Here is an 18,552-nt window from a genome sequence, read left to right as displayed (position 1 = left end):
ACCGGGTCGGCAGTGCCGTCACCCGAGGAGGACGCATGCGAGAACACCCGTGGATCAGCGCAGCTTCGTACTGGGAGCCGGCTCGGTTCGTCGGATCCGCCTGGTACCAGCACGCGCCGTTCGCCTCCTGGCTCGTCGACGCGGTCGAACCGCGCACGATCGTCGAGCTCGGCACGCACAACGGGTTCTCCTTCTACGTCTTCTGCGAGGCCGTGAAGCGGCTCGGCCTCGACACGACCGTGACGGCGACCGACGGCTGGACGGGTGACGAGCACGCCGGGTTCTACGGTCAGGCCGTCTACGACGCCGTCGCGAAGACCACGGCCGAGCACTACGACGGCATCGGCGAACTGCATCGCGGCTTCTTCGACGAGTTCGCGCCGACCACCGCCGCCGGCAGCGTCGACGTGCTGCACATCGACGGCCGGCATCGCTACGAGGACGTCTGGCACGACTTCGAGTCCTGGCTGCCGACCGTGTCCGACCGCGGCGTGGTGCTCTTCCACGACACGACCGAGCGCAAGCGGGACTTCGGCGTCTGGAAGTTCTGGGACGAGGTGCGCGAACGCTACCCGTCGTTCGGGTTCGAGCACGGCCACGGGCTCGGGGTGCTCGCCGTCGGCACCGAGGTGCCGTCGCGGCTCGACGCGTTCCTCGAGGCCGGCCGGGTCGAGGGGGCGGCGATCCGCGCCTTCTACCACGAGCGCGGACGGCGCATCAGCGACTCGGCGCTCGCCTGGGCGGACGCCGAGCGGTACGCCGCCGCGTCGGCGAAGCTCGGGGCGGCCGAGCAGCGCATCCGCGACCTGGAGTCCAGCACCAGCTGGCGGATCACCGCGCCCGTGCGTCGGGTGAGCTCCGCCCTTCGGCCGCGCAATCCCCGGTGAGCCCCGACGCGCCTGCTTGGTAGACTCCTGCGGTGCAGATCCGTGAACTGAAGATCCCCGACAGCTATGAGATCACCCCCAAGCAGTTCGGCGACGACCGGGGCGTCTTCCTCGAGTGGTTCAGGGCCGATCACCTCGAGCAGGCCATCGGGCGCCGATTCCCGATCGCGCAGTCGAACACCTCCGTCTCGAAGCGGGGCGTCGTGCGCGGCATCCACTTCGCCGACATCGCCCCGAGCCAGGCGAAGTACGTCACGGCCACCCGGGGCGCCGTGCTCGACTTCGTGATCGACATCCGCGTCGGGTCGCCGACCTACGGCCAGTGGGACTCAGTGCTGCTCGACGACGTCGACCGCCGCGCGATCTTCATCTCCGAGGGCCTCGGCCACTGCTTCGTCGCGCTGTCCGACGACGCCACCGTGAGCTACCTCGTGAGTGCGCCGTTCAACGCCGAGCGCGAGCACGGCATCAACCCGCTCGACCCGGCGATCGCCCTCGAGTTCCCCGCCGAGGCCGGCACCCCGCTGCTCTCACCGAAGGACGAGGTCGCCCCCGGGCTCGAAGAGGCCGCCGCCGCGGGCCTCCTGCCGACGTGGGAGCAGGCGAAGGCGTTCTACGCGACCCTCGGAGGGGTCGGCTGATGCGCGGCATCATCCTCGCGGGCGGCTCCGGCACCCGGCTCTGGCCGATCACGAAGGGCATCTCCAAGCAGTTGATGCCCATCTACGACAAGCCGATGATCTACTACCCCCTCTCGACGCTGATGATGGCCGGCATCAACGAGGTGCTCATCATCACCACCCCCGAGTACTCCGACCAGTTCCAGGCGCTGCTCGGCGACGGCTCCAGCCTCGGCATGCGCCTCGAGTACGCGGTGCAGCCCTCGCCCGACGGTCTCGCGCAGGCGTTCATCATCGGCGAGGAGTTCATCGGCGACGAGTCGGTCGCGCTGGTGCTCGGCGACAACATCTTCCATGGCGCCGGCCTCGGCACCGCGCTCCGCGGCAACACCGACATCGACGGCGCGCTGATCTTCGCCTACCACGTGAGCAATCCGCGGGCCTACGGCGTCGTGGAGTTCGACGACGAGTTCCGGGCGGTCTCCATCGAGGAGAAGCCCGAGCACCCCAAGAGCAACTACGCCGTGCCCGGCCTCTACTTCTACGACAACGACGTGGTCGAGATCGCGAAGCACGTCGAGCCGAGCGCGCGCGGGGAGCTCGAGATCAGCACGGTCAACGAGCGCTACCTCGAGGCCGGTCGCCTGCAGGTGCAGGTGCTCGATCGCGGCACCGCCTGGCTCGACACCGGCACCTTCGAGTCGATGATGCAGGCCAGCGACTACGTGCGCGTCATCGAGGAGCGTCAGGGCTTCAAGATCGGCTGCATCGAGGAGATCGCGTGGCGTTCCGGATGGATCGACGACGCGCAGCTCGCCGCACTCGCCGCACCCCTCGTGAAGAGCGGGTACGGCACCTACCTCACCAGGCTCCTCGAGGAGCGCTGAGCGGGAGCGGGCTCCGTGCGGGCGCACAGTCGCGCGGCCCCGCCGCCACCGGGGGCGTGCAGTTCGCGCCGGAGGCATCCGGGTACAATCGGGGGTCGGCTGCGCCCTGCGCGCCCGACGTGAACGAATGGGAGAAACCGTGACGACTGACGTCGATCTCGTAGTGGTCGGGTCAGGCTTCTTCGGCCTGACCATCGCCGAGCGCTGCGCCGCAGAACTGGGCAAGCGCGTGCTGGTCATCGATCGCCGCGACCACATCGGCGGCAACGCGTACAGCGAGGCCGACCCCGAGACGGGCATCGAGGTGCACCGCTACGGAGCCCACCTCTTCCACACGTCGAACCCGACCGTGTGGGAGTACGTCAACCGGTTCACCGCGTTCACCGAGTACGTGCACAAGGTCTACACCACGCATCGCGGCGAGGTGTTCCCGTTGCCGATCAACCTCGGCACGATCAACCAGTTCTTCCGCTCGGCGCACGGCCCGTCGGCCGCACGCGCGCTCGTGGCCTCGCAGGCGGCCGAGGTCGACTCCACCGAGGTCTCGAACCTCGAGGAGAAGGCCGTCTCGCTCATCGGGCGCCCGCTCTACGAGGCGTTCATCCGCGACTACACCGCGAAGCAGTGGCAGACCCCGCCGAGCGAGCTGCCGGCCGAGATCATCTCCCGCCTGCCGGTGCGCTACACCTACGACAACCGCTACTTCAACGACGACCACGAGGGGCTGCCGGTCGACGGCTACACCGCGTGGATCGAGCGCATGGCCGACCACCCGCTCATCGAGGTGCGCCTGTCGACCGACTTCTTCGACGAGTCGCAGCCGATCAACAAGACCGCACTCGTCGGCAAGGTGCCGATCGTCTACACCGGCCCGGTCGACCGCTACTTCGACTACGCCGAGGGCGAGCTCGCCTGGCGCACCCTCGACTTCGAACGCGAGGTGCTGCCGATCGGCGACTACCAGGGCACGTCGGTGATGAACTACGCCGACTCCGAGACGCCGTACACGCGCATCCACGAGTTCCGGCACTTCCACCCCGAGCGCGAGCACCCGGCCGACAAGACGATCATCATGCGCGAGTACTCCCGCTTCGCCGAGCGCGACGACGAGCCGTACTACCCCGTCAACACGCCGAGCGACCGCGAGAAGCTGCTCGCCTACCGCGAGCTGGCGAAGGGCGAGTCCGACGTCTACTTCGGCGGCCGCCTCGGCACCTACCAGTACCTCGACATGCACATGGCGATCGGCTCGGCGCTGTCGATGTACGAGAACAAGCTGAAGCCCGCCTTCGGCTGAGCAGCCGGGCACCAGAGACCCGCACGCCGCCTCCCGACCTCGAAGGAAACCATGACCATCGATCCCCTCGTCCTTCAACGAGTGATCTTTCCGGAACACGGCGACCCGCAGGCGCTCCCGCTCTACCTCGACGCCGAGACGTGGTCGTGGTCGTACTCGGGCGACAACGAGGACAACCTGCTCGCCAAGGCGCGCGGACTCTTCATCGAGGGGCACGACCGGCGTCCGTCGCGCGTCACGAGCCGCAACGGCCTGAGCTGGCTGAGCGGGCGGCGCGGGCTTCGGCTCCCTGCATCCGAGACCGTCTCGTTCGCGGCCTACTTCAACGCGTTCCCCGCGAGCTACTGGAACGCGTGGACCTCGCTCACCGGAACCCGCCTGCGCGTGCAGACCGAGGGCCCGGGCCGGGTCGTCGTGTTCCGCTCGAACGCGCGCGGCGTGATCCAGCGCGTCGACGGCGTGGAGGTGTCCGGCAGCACGACGAGCGAGTTCGTGCTCCCGTTCAACTCGTTCCTCGACGGCGGCTGGCTCTGGTTCGACCTCATCGCCGGCGACGAGCCGCTCTCGCTCGTGCAGGCCGACTGGCTGGCGCTCGAGGGCGAGGGACCCGTGACCGACGGCTCGGCGACGGTCTCGATCACGACGCTGAACCGCGGCGCCTACTGCACGAAGCTCATCGCCGAGATCGGCGGCGACGACGACGCCATGCGCTACATCGACCGCGTGCTCGTGGTCGACCAGGGCAGCGAGAGGATCGTCGAGAACGAGGGCTTCGCCCTCGCGTCGGAGCGGCTGGGCGACCGCCTCACGGTGATCGAGCAGGCCAACGTCGGCGGGTCCGGCGGATTCTCGAGGGGCATGCTCGAGACGAGCGAGGCCGGCGAGTCCGACTACATCATCCTGCTCGACGACGATGTCGAGATCGAGCCCGAGAGCCTCCGCCGGGCCGTGCTGTTCGCGAACCACTGCACGAAGCCCACGATCGTGGGCGGGCACATGTTCGACATGTACGACAAGTCGAAGCTGCACGCGTTCGCCGAGGGCATCCACTGGGGCCCGTTCATGTGGGGCCCCTTCACGCCGGCCCGGCACGACCTCGCCGAGTCGAACCTGCGCCAGACCAACTGGCTGCACCGACGGTTCGACGTCGACTACAACGGCTGGTGGATGTCGCTCATCCCGATCTCCGTCGTCGAGGAGATCGGCCTGTCGCTGCCCGTCTTCATCAAGTGGGACGATGCCGAGTACGCGCTGCGCGCCCGCGCGAACGGGCACCCGACGGTGAGCCTGCCCGGGGCCGCCGTCTGGCACGTCTCGTGGGTCGACAAGGACGACTCGCACGACTGGCAGGCGTTCTTCCACGCCCGCAACCGCCTCGTCGCGGCGCTGCTGCATTCCCCGATGGCCAAGGGCGGCAAGCTCTGGCGGGCGAACCTCGCGATCGACATCAAGAACCTGTTCACGATGGACTACTACACCGTCGCGATGCGGCACGCGGCGATCCGCAACGTGCTCGAGGGGCCGGGTCAGCTGCACGCCGACATGGTCGATCGGCTCCCACGCGTGCGCGCACTCGGCGCGGGATTCCCCGAGTCCAAGCTCCTTCGCGACACCGCCGAGATGCCGAAGTTCGCGGCGCGCGACGTGCCCGAGATCACGACCGGCCGGCCGAACCCGGGCCCCCGCGGCATCCGCTTCGTGACCTGGCTGGCGAAGACGGTCTGGCGGCACTCGACGCGTCGCCCCCGTTCCGACGCCGCCGTGCGGCCCGAGGCGCACCTGCCCTACCAGGACGCCCGGTGGTTCGAGGTCAGCCGATACGACAGCGTGCTCATCAGCAACGCCGAGGGTTCGGGCGCGACCTGGCACATCCGCAATCCCCGTCATTTCCGCAAGATGGCGGTCGACGCGGTGCGGCTGAACCTGCGCACGCGTCGCGACTGGGACGCCCTGTCCAAGCAGTACCGCGAGCAGCTGCCCGCGATCACGTCGGCCGAGACCTGGTCGCGCTCGCTTCGCGGCGACGCGCGCTGAGTTCGGCGACGGTTCGCTGACGAACGCGACTCGGCCGGTCGACCCGTGAGGGGTGACCGGCCGAGTCGGTTCCGGATGCCGCGGGCAGGCGTCTCGGGATCGAGCCGGGCCTCGGCCGATCCGTACCGCTCAGCCGACCTTCGTGCCGCCGAACGTGTGGCGGGCGAGTGAGCGGAACCCCTTCGCGTCCTTGGCGAGCACGGCCTTCGGCAGGTCGGCCGCGGCGTGCAGCCGCGAGGTGAGGTGAAGTCGAGCGGCCCGTGCGGCGTGCTTCCAGCCGAGTGCCGACAGGTCGCGTGCGGCCTCGCCGAAGACGACGCGCTCCTGGGCGAACTTCGATCCGTCGGGCGCGGTCACCGCCGAGACGCTCTCGGCGTGGCGACGGTACTGGAACACCACGTCGTCGTCGACGACGAGCGAGCCGCCGTCCTTCGCGAGCTCGAGGAGCATCGCGAGGTCCTGCACGACGTCGAGGTCGGTGCGGAACTCGTGTCGGCGGAGTCGCTCGACGTTCCAGGCGAGCGAGGGGAAGTAGGTCCAGTTGCCGCGCAGCAGGCTCTTGGCCATCGTCTCGCCCTCGATGACGCGGATGCCGGTGCCCCGAGGTTCGTACCTCGCCTTGACGCGGTCGGCGAGCGGGCGGTGCAGGGCGCCGTCGGAGTCGATGACCTCGACCCCGGGCTGGATCACGGCGGCGCTCGGGAATCGAGAGGTCAGGGCGTTCACCCGCTCGACGTATCGCGGGAGCATGATGTCGTCGCAGCCCATGATCACGGCGAACGGGTTCTGCATGAGCGTCACGCACTTGCGGTAGTTGCGGCTCGGGCGCAGGTTGACCTCGTTGCGGAGGTAGGTGACGCGCGGGTCGTCGATCGCCGAGGCCCATTCGCCCGCGCTGAGGTCGGGGTAGACGTCGTCGACGATGACGAGCCGCCAGTCGGGATCGGTCTGGGCCAGCACGCTCTCGACCGCGAGCTTGAAGTGGTCGATGCGACCGTAGAACGGCATCATGATGTCGAGAGTCACCCGTCAATCGTCCCATGCCCGCCCGGGCGTCCGGTCCGCGCGACCCGGCGCGCGCGGTGCCATCCGAACGCGGGCGGTGGCGTGGCGGTACTGCCCGGGAGGCTGGCGGTATCCTTGGACACCGACGCCGCCGATCTCCGGAAGCGTGTGAAGGGATGCGACCTGAGATGACGTGGTTCGATCTTGCGTGGGCGTCGACCGTCGCTACGGCGATCATGGTGCTCCCCGGATTGCTCCTCGCCCGCGTGGTCGGGCTCCGCGGCGTGTGGATGTGGGGCCTCTCCGCGCCCTTCTCGGTGACCGCCATCGCCCTGGCCGCGCTCGTCGCCCCGTTCATCGGGCTCACCTGGTCGTGGATCCCCGCGGTGCTCTTCACGGTGGTGCTCGCCGCCGTGCTCTGGGGCGCGCGACGGCTGACCGTGTCGCGCCTGGCGCCTGCCGGAGCCGAATCCGGCCCGGTCGCGGCATCCGATGGGCGACCGTCGAAGGTGCGCAACGCGAGCGCGTGGGCCTTCGGCGTCGGCGTGCTGCTCGCGGCAGCGGTGATCGCCGTGCGCTCGGTGCAGATCATCGGCGAGCCCGGCGGCATCTCGCAGACGTTCGACAACATCTACCACCTGAACGCGGTGCGCTTCATCCTCGACACCGGCAGCGGCTCGCCGCTCGATGTCGGCGCGATGACGTCGGCCAACCTCTGGTTCTACCCGGTCGGATGGCACGACGTCGCCACGCTCGTGGTGCAGCTGACCGGGGTCACGATCCCCGTCGCCGTGAACACCACGTGGATCGTGTTCTCCGCGGTCGCCTGGCCGCTCGGCATCGTGCTGCTCTCGCGGGTGCTCGGCGGTTCGAAGCCGGCCGTCGCGATCGCCGCCGGTCTCGCCGCCGCGTCGATCCCGGCCTTCCCGTACTTGCTCGTCGACTACGGCGTGCTCTACCCGTACCACGCCGGCGTCGCGCTGGTGCCGGGCGCGGTGGCCGCAACGGTCGCGCTCTTCCGGCTCGGACGGGAGTCGACCGGGCTCGACCCCGTGTGGTCGGCCGTCGTGCTCGCCGGCGCGCTCCCCGCGCTCGCACTCACCCACCCCGGCGCCTTCATGGCCTGGCTCGCGTTCTCGCTGCCGATCGCGGTGATCGCGCTGATCCGCCTGCTGCGCTCTGGCGCCGCGGCGCGCACGAGGATCATGGCCATCGCCGGGTTCGCGGTGTACCTCGCGGTCGGGTTGGTCGCGATCCGCGTGCTCCGGCCCCCGCTCGAGGCGACCCTGTGGCCCGCCATCGGACTCGCCGGGCAGGCGCTCGGCGAGGTCATCACCGTGTCGATGTACCACACGCCGATCGCCGAGGTCGTTGCGGTGGCGATGATCGCCGGCGTCGTGTTCGCCGCGATCCGTCGCCGCTCGGCCGACTGGGTCGCGATGTCCCTGCTCGTGGTCGCCGGCTCGCTGTACATCATCGTCGCGGGCGTCTCGAGCGCCACGATCCGCAACCTCATCACGGCCTCCTGGTACAACAACACGCCCCGCCTCGCCGCCCTCGTCGTGATCGCGGTCGTGCCGCTCGCGGCGATCGGCGTCGGGAGACTCTGGCAGAAGCTCACCGAGACCCGCGTGTACGGACGCGTCGTCGGCAGTCGCGGGCGCGGTCTGCGCATCGTCGTCGCCGTGCTCGCCGTCGTGCTGCTCGGGCTGTCGATGCAGGGCCGGAGCATCGCCGGCGCGGTCGACGGTGCGGGCCAGTCGTACCGCATCAGCCCGAAGTCGGCACTGATCAGCTCCGACGAGCTGCAGCTGCTCGAAGAACTGCCCGACCTCGTGCCTGCGGATGTCGCGATCGCCGGCAGCCCGTGGACGGGCACCGGGCTCGCGTACGCCATCAGCGACCGGCGCGTACTCATGCCGCACACCCTGATGGACATCTCCGACGACGTCGTGATCATCAACGACGAACTCGACGAGGCGGATGCCGATGCCGCCCTCTGCGCGGCGCTCGAGGCCGAGAACGTCGGCTTCGTGCTCGACTTCGGCGCGCGCGAGGTGCACGGCGGCAAGCACGTCTTCACCGGATTCGACGACCTCGCGAGCTCCGACTCGGTGCGACTCGTGCGCGAGGTCGGCGACGCCCGGCTGTACGAGATCACGGCGTGCGGGGGCCTCGAATGAGCCTCGATGAACGAGACGAGCCGGGTGCCGTTGGTATGCTCGACCCCATCATGAATGACTCGCTCGGGCGTGTACTGGTCATCGTCCCGGCATGGAACGAGCAGGCCAACGTCGGCAACACCGTGCGCGAGATCCTCGGGCGCACGACCGGCCTCGACGTCGTGGTCGTTGACGACGGGTCGACCGATGACACCGCCGGCGTCGCACGCGAGGCCGGCGCCACCGTCATCGCGCTGCCCTTCAACCTCGGCGTCGGCGGCGCCATGCGCGCGGGCTTCACGTACGCGCAGCGTCGCGGCTACGATGCGGCGATCCAGGTCGATGCCGACGGCCAGCACGATCCGGCCGAGATCGGCCGCGTGCTCGAGGGCCTGCACACTGCCGACATCTCGATCGGCGCGCGATTCGCCGACAAGGGCGACTACGCGGTGAAGGGCCCGCGGCGCTGGGCGATGCTGTTCCTCGCCGGCGTGATGTCGAAGGTCGCCGGCACCCGCCTGACCGACGTCACCTCGGGGTTCCGCGCCGCCAACCGACGGGCCATCGCGCAGTACGTGCGCTACTACCCGGCCGAGTACCTCGGCGACACGCTCGACTCGCTCGTCGCCGCGGTGCACTCCGGGTTGTCGGTCACCCAGGTGCCCGTCGCGATGCGCCAGCGCGTGCACGGCAACCCGAGCCAGAACCCCGTCGGGGCGAGCATCTACCTGTTCCGGTCGATCTTCGCGCTGGGCCTCGCCCTGATGCGACCCGGCAAGACCACGGGAGGTCAGACCGCGTGATCGTCTTCTTGGGCATCGCCCTCGCGCTCGTCCTCGTCAGCATCGTCGTGTACATGCTGCTCACCCGCAAGCTCCGCGAGAAGTACGCGTTCTTCTGGATCGTGATCGGCCTCGTCGTGCTCGTGCTCGGCATCTTCCCGCAACTGCTCGAGGGCCTCACGCTCGCGCTCGGCGTGCAGGTGCCCTCGAACCTGCTCTTCTCGCTGGCCATCGTGCTGCTGCTCGGCGTGAGCCTGCACCTGTCGTGGGAGATCTCGCAGGCCGAAGACGAGATCCGGCGCGTCGCCGAGGAGACGGCCCTGCTGAACACCGAGGTCGAGCGCCTCTCGGCGCGTCTCGACCTGCTCGAGCGCGCCGAGCGCGCAGAACGCCCGTCCTCCGACGAGGCGACCGACGGCTCGCGAGAGCGTGACGAGGACCGATCCCGGTGATCGGCTCGCCGAGCGGCGCCGGCATCCACGTGGTGATCTCGGCGTTCCGGCCCGAGCCAGACCTGCTCGCGGGCATCCGCGAGCTCGAGGGCCACGTCGCGTCGGTGATCGTCGTCGACGACGGCAGCGGTGTCTCGGCCGACGACGTGCTCGACACCATCGCGGCGGCCGGCGCGACCGTGCTGCGCCTGTCGGAGAACTCGGGCATCGGCGCGGCCCTGAACGCCGGCATCGAGCACGCCCGCTCGCAGGGCGCCGGCCACGTGCTGACGCTCGACCAGGACTCCCGCCTGCCGGCGGCATCCGTCGCCGAACTGCTCGCGGCCCTCGAGCAGGCGACCGCGCGCGGCCACGCCCCGGCCTTCGCCGTGCCCGAGATGTTCGCCTCGGTGAGCCAGGTCGCCTCGCGTCACGATGACGGCACGCTGTTCACCCGTCACTCGATCCAGTCGGGCATGCTCGTGCCGATGTCGACGTTCGAGACGGTCGGCACCCTGCGCGCCGACCTGTTCATCGACCTCGTCGACACGGAGTTCGAGCTGCGCTGCACGGTGGCCGGGCTCGTCGGCGTCGCCGCTCCCGGCGTGCGCCTGCCGCACTCGCTCGGCGCCGCATACGAGCGCCCCGCGTGGCTGCGGCTCGTCACCTTCGGACTCGGGCCGAAGGACGTGACGCTCAGCACGCCGTTCCGGTACTACTACCGTGTGCGCAACCGCATCGTCGTCAACCGCGAGTTCCGCCGCACCCAACGGGCCTGGATCGCGCGCGACACGCTCGTGGAGGTGCTGCACTTCATCGTCGCGGCGACGCTGGCGCGCCCCAGACGATCGCTGTGGCGGCTCTACCGTGCGGCCGTCGCCGATGCTCGTGCCAAGCGCATGGGGCGTGCCGCCGACGCGGTGCTCGAGGGCGCCTCGAACATCAGGTGGGCGACGCCGCGAGTGCGGCGACTCGACGACGCGCCCGTCGACGAGGGCTGACAGGGGCCGTACGCGGCTCGCCCGGCCTGTCGGCAGGGTCACCAGCTGCTGGGCGACCCCTCGACCTCGGCCGTCTGCACGGTCACGGGATGCGGCGCCGGCGTGCCCATGAGGCGAAGGCCGGGGACGACGAGGATCAGCAGCGACGTCAGCTCGGCAGCGGCCACACCCGCGGCGACGACGGCCTCATGACCGTTGATCGAGCCGATCGTCATGATCGTCACGCCGACGACCGATGCGGTGAGCGTCGTGGCGAGCACGAACCGGTACCGGCCATGCGGGATCAGGATGTTGCGGATGAACGGGGTCGCGCTCGAGATGGCGAAGAACGCCACGCCGAACAGCACGCAGGTGAGGGGGTCGGCGGCCACGTCGGCGCCGAAGATGAAGCCAGAGGCCCACGGGCCGAGCACGGCGAGGCCGACCGCGCCGAACACGCCGAGCCCGAGGTGGGCGAGGATCGCGGCGCGGTGGCGTCGCACCGGGCTCGTCGCGTCGGGTTCGAGCACCCACGCCTGGAACGCGTTGCCGAGCGCGATGACGGCCAGCACGCCGACGCGGTAGAGCCGGTCGGCCGACGCGAACGAGCTCGCCTGCGCCGGCGGGAGGCCCGCCGTCGCGATCGGCACCGGCGTCGTGCCGTAGGCGTTGCCCGCGGCGTCGATCGCCGCAGTCGGCAGGAGCTCGCGGAGCACGCGGAATCCGCGGCCGAGGCCGACACGCGGCCCAGACGCCCCCCGGAGGTTGCGGACGGCGTGCGCGGCCGCAGCGGCGACGGTGACCACCGCCAGCATGATCGGGTAGAAGAGCACCGGGCCGCCGAGGAGCAGCACCGGCATGGCGGCGAGGGCGGCCAGGAGCTTCGGGCCGGCGTCGTAGAGCATGAGGTCGATCGGGCGGGCGGCCCCGATGCAGAACCACGACGGGGAGAGCCCGGCGAGCGTCATCGCGACGGCCATCGCGATCGACTCCACCTTGAACTCGCCGCCGGTGACGAGGGCGGTCGCGACGATGACGAGCGGGATCGCGACGACGGTCGTGATGGCCCGCGACACGAGGCTCTCGCGGAGGATCTGCGCGCGCCCCGCGGCATCCGTCGTGCGTGCGATGCGGACCGGCCCCACGACGCCCCAGCCGAAGAAGACGACGACCATGCCGAGGATGCCGATGGACTGCCCGGCCGAGAAGTCGGCCCAACCGCCGGGGCCGGTGACGCGGGAGATGATCGGCAGGAGCAGGAACGGGGCGAGCGCCGACAGGATCGGCGCTCCCGTGAATCCGGCTAACCTCAAGAGGACAGATCTCATCGACCGACAGTCTATGTCGCGCGATCCGACACGATTCACCGGGAGCAGGTTCGACGTGGAGCATCCGAGACCACGTGCGAGCGTGTGCATGGCGACCTACAACGGTGCCGCCTACGTGCGCGAACAGCTCGACTCGATCCTCGTGCAGCTGGCGCCCGACGACGAGGTGGTGGTCGTCGACGACGCGAGCACCGACGACACGGCCGACCTCGTCGAGGCGATCGGCGACCCGCGCATCCGCCTCATCCGCGCGGCGGCGAACCGAGGATACGTGCGCACCTTCGAGGCCGCACTCGGCGCGGCCGCCGGCGACGTGCTCCTGCTGGCCGACCAGGACGACCTCTGGACCCCCGGACGGCTCGACGCGATGCTCGACGCCCTCGACCGCTCAGGCGCGCTCGTCGTGGCCTCCAACCTCGTGGTGCTCGGCACCGACGAACCGTTGCCGTCGCCGCTCACGGGCCGTCCGTGGCGGCTCACGGCCGAGCAGTCGGGGGAGCACCGCCGCAACGTGCTGCGCATCATGATCGGCGACGCGCCCTACTTCGGCTGCACGATGGGCCTTCGCCGTGAGGCGCTCGCGCTCGTCACGCCGTTCCCCGAGATCCTCACCGAGTCGCACGACCTCTGGATCGCGCTGGCGGCCAACGAGGCCCGGTCGATCGTGCACCTCGAGGCACCGACCCTGCTGCGGCGGGTGCACGAGTCGAACGCGTCGACGCCGCGGCCCCGTGGCATCCGTGCCGCCCTCGGCTCGCGGTGGCTGCTCGTGCGCCTGCGCGCCGAGGCGCGACGGAGGCTGCGCCGCGCCTGACGGGCGCGAGACGCCAGCGCGTCCGTCTTCGGCTCAGTGAGGCGCAGGCTCAGGCCGCGACGCCGACCGCGGCGGGCTTCGTCGGTCGACGGCCGCGCGCGATGCGCATCACCGGCCGTTCGACGAGGAACCAGCTCGCCGCCGCGAAGATCGCGGTGAGCACGACCGTCGCGCCGATGTAGACCGCCATGCCGTACTCGGCCAGCGCCGGCAGCATGAGCAGCTGCTGCATCGGCCACGCGTAGATGTAGAAGCCGTACGACACGTCGTTCTTCGCGATGAACCGCGGCTGCGGGATCACCGTCGAGAGGTAGAGCAGGCCGTAGGCCATGAACGGCGCCGAGAGCTGGCCGCCCCAGCGCGGAATGAGCGCGATCAGCACGACCATGATCACGAGCGACGCGATGCCGACGGTCGCGCTCACGCCGAAGCGGCGGATCACGTAGTAGACGATCGCTCCGCCCATGAAGAACGGGAGCAGGCGCATGAACAGGGCGAAGTCCTCGTTGAGGCCGAGGCGCCGGGCCAGGTCGATGTTCGCGTAGGCGATGACGCTGAGCGCGAAGACGACCGTCACGATGACGGGGGAGCGCCGCACGACGGCGAGCGAGCCGAGCAGCCAGATCGTCAGGTAGCAGAGGAACTCGTAGTAGAGGGTCCAGAGCGAGCCGTTCCAGGCGCCCGGGTACGGCACCGTCGACAGGGTGCCGGCGATGTCGTAGTGCACCATCTTCAGCCCCGAGTTCGCCCAGATGAAGTTCAGCGGGGTCGTCGGCGTGCTGAAGAAGCCGGCGAGGGATCCTCGTTCGACGAGCGCCGCGATCGGCGCGAACACGAGCGCCATCACGATCAGGCAGACGATGAACGCCGGGAAGATGCGCGCGATGCGGTGCACCAGGAAGTCGCCGGCCGTGTTGGTGAACCGGCTCGTCGTGATGAGGAACCCGCTGATCACGAAGAAGCCGGCGACCGCCCACCCGCCCAGGTTCTCGCCCTGGATGCTCGGACCGCCGCCCTCGCCCGCCGTGTACCAGGCGTGCGCGAACAGCACGAGCGCGGCGAGCACCAGGCGGAACAGGTTGAGGCTGTTCGCCTTGGCCGGGAACGGGTTGCCGGTGAGCAGACGGGGAGCGCTCACTTCAGGAGGTTCCTGGCGGCCATCTCGTCGAGCGAACGCTGGTAGTTGTCGCCCTCGACCGGCTCGGTGAGCACCCACTCGACGAACCGGCGCACGCCCTCGCGGAAGTCGACCGTCGCCTCGATGCCGAGCACCTCGGCGAGCAGGGTCGTGTCGGCGTAGTTGTGGCGGATGTCCCCGAGGCGGTAGTTGCCCGAGATCGTGGTCGGGACCTCGGTGCCGAACGCGGCGAAGAGCGCCGCGACGACCTCGGACACGGTGGTCGCGACACCGCTGCCGACGTTGATGACGCGCGCCGCGGCATCCGGAACCGTCGAGGCGAGGTAGGTCGCGTTCACGATGTCGTCGATGAAGACGAAGTCGCGGCTCTCTTCGCCGTCTTCGAAGATGTTGATCGGCTTGCCCTGGCGGATCAGCGTCGAGAAGATCGAGAGGATGCCCGTGTACGGGTTCTTCAGCGACTGCCCTGGGCCGTACACGTTCTGGTAGCGCAGCGCGACCGGCTCGATGCCGATCGTCGGGGCGACCGTCATGATGAGCGACTCCTGCACGTGCTTCGTGATGCCGTACACCGACGATGGGTGGATCGTCGCGGACTCGGTCGTCGCGACGAGCTCGAGCGGGCCGTCGACGCCGGGCTGGTGCACGTCGAAGTCGCCGGCCGCCATCGCGGCGTCGTCGCGGTGCGACGGGTAGACGAGGTCGCCGGAGGGGGTGCGGTAGGCGCCCTCGCCGTAGATCGACCGCGACGAGGCGATGACGATGCGGCGCACGTGGTGCTCGCCGTTGGCCAGCGCGTCGAGGATCTTGGCGGTGCCGCCCACGTTCGCCTCGACGTACCGGTCGATCTCGTACATCGACTGGCCGGTGCCGGTCTCGGCGGCGAGGTGCACGACGATGTCCTGGTCGGCAAGGGCACGCGCCACGTCGTCGGCGTTCGTGACGGTGCCGCGGATCACGGTCGCGATGTCGCGGATCGATGCGAGCAGCGGCGAGGTGGTGTCGGGGTCGTCGCCGTGCACCTGCGGGATGAGGCTGTCGAGCACGGTCACCCGGTAGCCCTCGTCGACGAAGCGGCGCGCGAGGCGGCTTCCGATGAAGCCGGCGCCGCCGGTGATCAGGACGTTGCCTTGCATGATGTCGGTGCTCCGGAATCGGTCTGGGGCGGGGGATCGGGGCCCGGCATCCGCGCCGGCGACACCGAGTTCGCCGTCGGACCGGATGGGCCCCGCACAGTCTATCCGGGGCGCGCTCTGCGGCTCATTCCTCGCCTTGAGCGCGATACGGCCGTAGCATGTCAGATACTGCCGCCAGTTCGGGGGGTGCGGCAGTGACAACGGGGGTTGTGACATGGGATGGCGTCGTCTCGCGAGCATCATCGCTTCGATCGGGTTGCTCGCGGGCCTGCTCACGGCCATGCCGGCGGTGACCGGCACCGGAACGCAGCCGGCGAGTGCCGCCGTCGGGTCGGGATTCGACCCGGGCAACATCATCAGCGACGCCGTCTTCTACAACAGCGGCACGATGACCGTCACCCAGGTGCAGTCGTTCCTGAACGCGCAGGTGTCGACGTGCCGTGCCGGCTACACGTGCCTGAAGAGCTATCGGCAGAGCACCCCAGCACAGCCGGCCCGATCAGAGGGCTGCGCGGCGACCGCCGCCACCACGAACGAGACGGCCGCCTCGATCATCGTGCGCGTCGGCAAGGCCTGCGGCATCAACCCGCGCGTGCTGCTCGTGCTGCTCGAGAAGGAGCAGGGGCTCGTCAGCGACACCTGGCCGACCTCTCGCCAGTACCGATCCGCCACGGGCTACGGATGTCCGGACACGGCCGATTGCGACGCGAACTACTACGGCTTCTTCAATCAGGTCTACCACGCCTCCTGGCAGTTCAAGAAGTACCGCGCGCGGCCAGACCGGGCGTACGCCGCCGGTCGATGGAACACCATCCAGTGGCATCCGAACGCCGCATGCGGCACGTCGAGCGTCTACATCCAGAACCAGGCGACGGCCGGCCTCTACCTCTACACGCCGTACCGGCCGAACGCGGCGGCCCTCGCGAACCTCTACGGCACGGGCGACGGCTGCTCGTCGTACGGCAACCGCAACTTCTGGCGCATGTTCACGGACTGGTTCGGCAGCACGCAGAAGGTCGACGACATGATCGCCAGGGCCGAGGGCGGATCGATGGTCTACCTGATCGCGGGCGGGGCGAAGCACTACATCACGACGCCGGCGGACCTGACCGAGTTCGCGACGGGGCTCGGCGGCATCCGGATCCTGAACAAGTCCTTCCTCGACAGCATCCCGACGGGTCGCAACGCGACCGTGTTCCTCCGCAACACCCAGACGGGTCGGGTCGCCCTGCTCCAGGGCGGGTCCACGCACTGGTTCCCGAGTTGCGAGCTCGTGGCCGTATGGGGTTCGACCTGCGGCGCGTCGGGCTACCTCGACGTCTCCGACGGCCTCTTCGCCAGGTACAAGGTCGGCGGCACGATGTCGAAGTTCGGCACCGGCCCCGACGGCGTCGCGCGCATGCTCGAGCGGCCCGTCGCGAGCAAGCTCATCGGCGCCGCCCCGACCGCGTTCAACGGGGGCAAGGCGCCGTACATGGCCCGGATCTCCAGCACGCTGCTCGCCTCGTACACGACGGGTCGCACCCTCGCGGCGCCGCACTCGTACATCAGGTCGAAGACCACGGGGCAGTACTTCTACGTCGACGGTCGCAACAGCCTCCAGCGCCTTCGCGACTGGACCTACGCGACCGAGTACGGGCTCCCCAAGACCGCGGTGAACGTCGACGAGAGCATCGTCACCGGGTACAAGAAGGCCGCGGATGTCGGGCTCATCGTCTCGTGCGGATCCGTCGTGTACTCGGCGTCGAACGGGTCGTTCGTGCAGTTGAAGGGCGGCGCCGGAGGATTGCCGGCCGCCCCGCTCGCCTCCGAGACGTGCCGCCTGCTGAAGAAGTCGACCGCCGTCGTGAAGGGCCCGCTCTTCCTGCAGGCCAACGGCGCGCCAGAGGTGAACCTCGTGCGCTACGCCAAGCTCCGGCACATCACCTCGCCGGCCCAGCTCACCGCCCAGAACGGCGGATCCTGGCCGACCATCGTGAAGGTGTCGCCGACCACGCTGGCGAAGATCACGAAGGGGGGCGCGGCGATGGACATCGGATCCTTCGTCAGCTTCACCGGCACGACGGGCGTCTACCTGGTGAACGGCTGGCAGCTCGTCCGGTTGCCGAAATGGGAGATCGCCGACCAGTACGGCCTCGCCCGCGGCTCGACGGCGCTGCCCGCCGCCCGCCGCGACGGATACGTCGACTCCGCCAAGCCGCTCGGGACCTTCGCCAAGTGCGGGGCGACCGATGTGTTCGCGGTCACCGAGGGCAAGCGTCAGGGCGTGGGCGCCACCGCGCTCGCCGGCAATGCGTTCACGACGCTGCAGACCACGCTCTGCGCGAAGCTGCCGGTGCGTGGGACCCGCATCGACGGACCGCTCTTCCTCGCGGCCGGTTCCGACTTCCGCGTCGCCGTGGCGGGCGGCTTCGCACCGATCTCGGCCGCGGCCATGCGTGAGGCGAACGCCGGCGTCGCACCCGCCCCGCTGAAGATCACGGCGGTGTCGATGGCGGTGCTGCCCGCGCGCGGTGCCGCTCCGGCCGCCGGAACCCTGATCAAGGCGTCGAACTCCGGAGCCGTCGTCTTCGTCGACGGTGCGGCGAAGCACGCCCTGCCGAACTGGGGCGTCGCCGCGGATCTCGGCATCGCCACCCGCTACTCGGTCGTGCATCCCGCCGAGCCCGCCCTGCTGAAGACGGAGACCCCGAAGCTCGGCGTGTTCGTGCGCAGCGGAGGGCAGACCTACGTGGCTTCCGCCGGCGTGCTGAACCGAGTGGTGCCGGAGCTCGTCGCCGGATTCGAGGTCGCCGAGCTCTCGGATGCCGCGCTGAAGACGCTCAAGACGCCCGGCCTCGACATCCGACGCGACCTCGTCCTGAAGGATGCCGCCACCGGCATCCTGTACCGTCCGACCGCCGGATCGCTCGTGGTCGTGACGGCCGCATCGCTGCCCGCCGGATCGACCGTGCTGCCGCTCGACACCCGCACGATCGCGGGGATGCTCGCCGGCTAGCGCGACGCCCGGATCGACCCGACCCGCACCGACGAGTCGGAGCGCTCGACGGT

At 69.9% G+C, this 18,552-nt stretch carries 15 protein-coding genes; 11 read left to right on the top strand and 4 right to left on the bottom strand.

Annotated elements, in window-relative coordinates; all coding sequences use genetic code 11:
• The first annotated feature begins 35 nt into the window (after positions 1-35).
• From ASE68_RS13870 to ASE68_RS13850, 5 genes are all read left to right on the top strand, one after another.
• Positions 36-887 (top strand): class I SAM-dependent methyltransferase, encoded by an 852-nt coding sequence (locus ASE68_RS13870; protein WP_055859779.1) that lies wholly within the window; start codon positions 36-38, stop codon positions 885-887.
• A gap of 32 nt (positions 888-919) precedes the next feature.
• Positions 920-1,528 carry a dTDP-4-dehydrorhamnose 3,5-epimerase family protein gene (locus ASE68_RS13865; RefSeq protein WP_055859776.1) on the top strand — a complete coding sequence of 203 codons (609 nt, stop codon included), beginning with the start codon at positions 920-922 and terminating at the stop codon, positions 1,526-1,528.
• Entirely contained in the window at positions 1,528-2,394 is an 867-nt protein-coding gene (rfbA, locus tag ASE68_RS13860) for a glucose-1-phosphate thymidylyltransferase RfbA (RefSeq protein ID WP_055859773.1), read from the top strand. The genes ASE68_RS13865 and rfbA overlap by 1 nt, the downstream gene beginning before the upstream one ends.
• A gap of 139 nt (positions 2,395-2,533) precedes the next feature.
• Positions 2,534-3,691 carry a UDP-galactopyranose mutase gene (glf, locus tag ASE68_RS13855; protein WP_235480859.1) on the top strand — a complete coding sequence of 386 codons (1,158 nt, stop codon included), beginning with the start codon at positions 2,534-2,536 and terminating at the stop codon, positions 3,689-3,691.
• A 51-nt stretch (positions 3,692-3,742) separates the two neighbouring features.
• Entirely contained in the window at positions 3,743-5,725 is a 1,983-nt protein-coding gene (locus ASE68_RS13850; protein ID WP_055859767.1) for a glycosyltransferase, read from the top strand.
• Between the two features lie 129 nt (positions 5,726-5,854).
• Here the strand turns inward: ASE68_RS13850 and ASE68_RS13845 are convergent, their stop codons facing one another.
• Positions 5,855-6,751 carry a glycosyltransferase gene (locus ASE68_RS13845; protein WP_055859764.1) on the bottom strand — a complete coding sequence of 299 codons (897 nt, stop codon included), beginning with the start codon at positions 6,749-6,751 and terminating at the stop codon, positions 5,855-5,857.
• 167 nt (positions 6,752-6,918) lie between these two features.
• Between ASE68_RS13845 and ASE68_RS13840 the strand changes: the two genes are divergently transcribed.
• The 4 genes from ASE68_RS13840 to ASE68_RS13825 are packed head-to-tail and all read left to right on the top strand — an operon-like array spanning position 6,919 to position 11,106.
• Positions 6,919-8,913 carry a DUF6541 family protein gene (locus ASE68_RS13840; protein WP_055859761.1) on the top strand — a complete coding sequence of 665 codons (1,995 nt, stop codon included), beginning with the start codon at positions 6,919-6,921 and terminating at the stop codon, positions 8,911-8,913.
• A gap of 50 nt (positions 8,914-8,963) precedes the next feature.
• Positions 8,964-9,695, top strand: coding sequence for a glycosyltransferase family 2 protein (locus ASE68_RS13835; protein ID WP_055861394.1), 732 nt, complete (start codon positions 8,964-8,966; stop codon positions 9,693-9,695).
• Positions 9,692-10,126, top strand: coding sequence for a DUF2304 domain-containing protein (locus tag ASE68_RS13830; protein WP_055859758.1), 435 nt, complete (start codon positions 9,692-9,694; stop codon positions 10,124-10,126). The genes ASE68_RS13835 and ASE68_RS13830 overlap by 4 nt, the downstream gene beginning before the upstream one ends.
• Positions 10,123-11,106: a glycosyltransferase gene (locus tag ASE68_RS13825; RefSeq protein ID WP_055859755.1), complete on the top strand. Its 984-nt coding sequence runs from the start codon at positions 10,123-10,125 to the stop codon at positions 11,104-11,106. The genes ASE68_RS13830 and ASE68_RS13825 overlap by 4 nt, the downstream gene beginning before the upstream one ends.
• Positions 11,107-11,144: 38 nt before the next feature.
• Here the strand turns inward: ASE68_RS13825 and ASE68_RS13820 are convergent, their stop codons facing one another.
• Positions 11,145-12,413: a lipopolysaccharide biosynthesis protein gene (locus ASE68_RS13820; RefSeq protein WP_157421657.1), complete on the bottom strand. Its 1,269-nt coding sequence runs from the start codon at positions 12,411-12,413 to the stop codon at positions 11,145-11,147.
• A 13-nt stretch (positions 12,414-12,426) separates the two neighbouring features.
• On the opposite strand from ASE68_RS13820, the gene ASE68_RS13815 reads away from it, so the two are divergent.
• Positions 12,427-13,227, top strand: coding sequence for a glycosyltransferase (locus tag ASE68_RS13815; RefSeq protein ID WP_082462260.1), 801 nt, complete (start codon positions 12,427-12,429; stop codon positions 13,225-13,227).
• Between the two features lie 49 nt (positions 13,228-13,276).
• On the opposite strand, the gene ASE68_RS13810 is transcribed toward ASE68_RS13815, so the two are convergent.
• Both ASE68_RS13810 and ASE68_RS13805 read right to left on the bottom strand, forming a co-directional pair.
• Entirely contained in the window at positions 13,277-14,365 is a 1,089-nt protein-coding gene (locus ASE68_RS13810) for an acyltransferase (RefSeq protein WP_055859750.1), read from the bottom strand.
• Complete coding sequence (locus tag ASE68_RS13805) at positions 14,362-15,501, bottom strand: NAD-dependent epimerase/dehydratase family protein (RefSeq protein ID WP_055859747.1); 1,140 nt, start codon at positions 15,499-15,501, stop codon at positions 14,362-14,364. Before ASE68_RS13805 ends, ASE68_RS13810 begins: the two co-directional genes overlap by 4 nt.
• 214 nt (positions 15,502-15,715) lie before the next feature.
• Between ASE68_RS13805 and ASE68_RS13800 the strand changes: the two genes are divergently transcribed.
• The gene (locus ASE68_RS13800; RefSeq protein WP_055859744.1) at positions 15,716-18,499 is read left to right on the top strand and encodes a hypothetical protein; all 2,784 of its coding nucleotides are present in this window, start codon (positions 15,716-15,718) and stop codon (positions 18,497-18,499) included.
• The last annotated feature ends 53 nt before the right edge of the window (positions 18,500-18,552 follow it).

Source organism: Agromyces sp. Leaf222 (genome assembly GCF_001421565.1).
Classification (GTDB): Bacteria; Actinomycetota; Actinomycetes; order Actinomycetales; family Microbacteriaceae; genus Agromyces.
The sequence above is the reverse complement of the archived record's forward strand: the minus strand, read 5'-3'. Positions and strand labels throughout refer to the sequence as shown.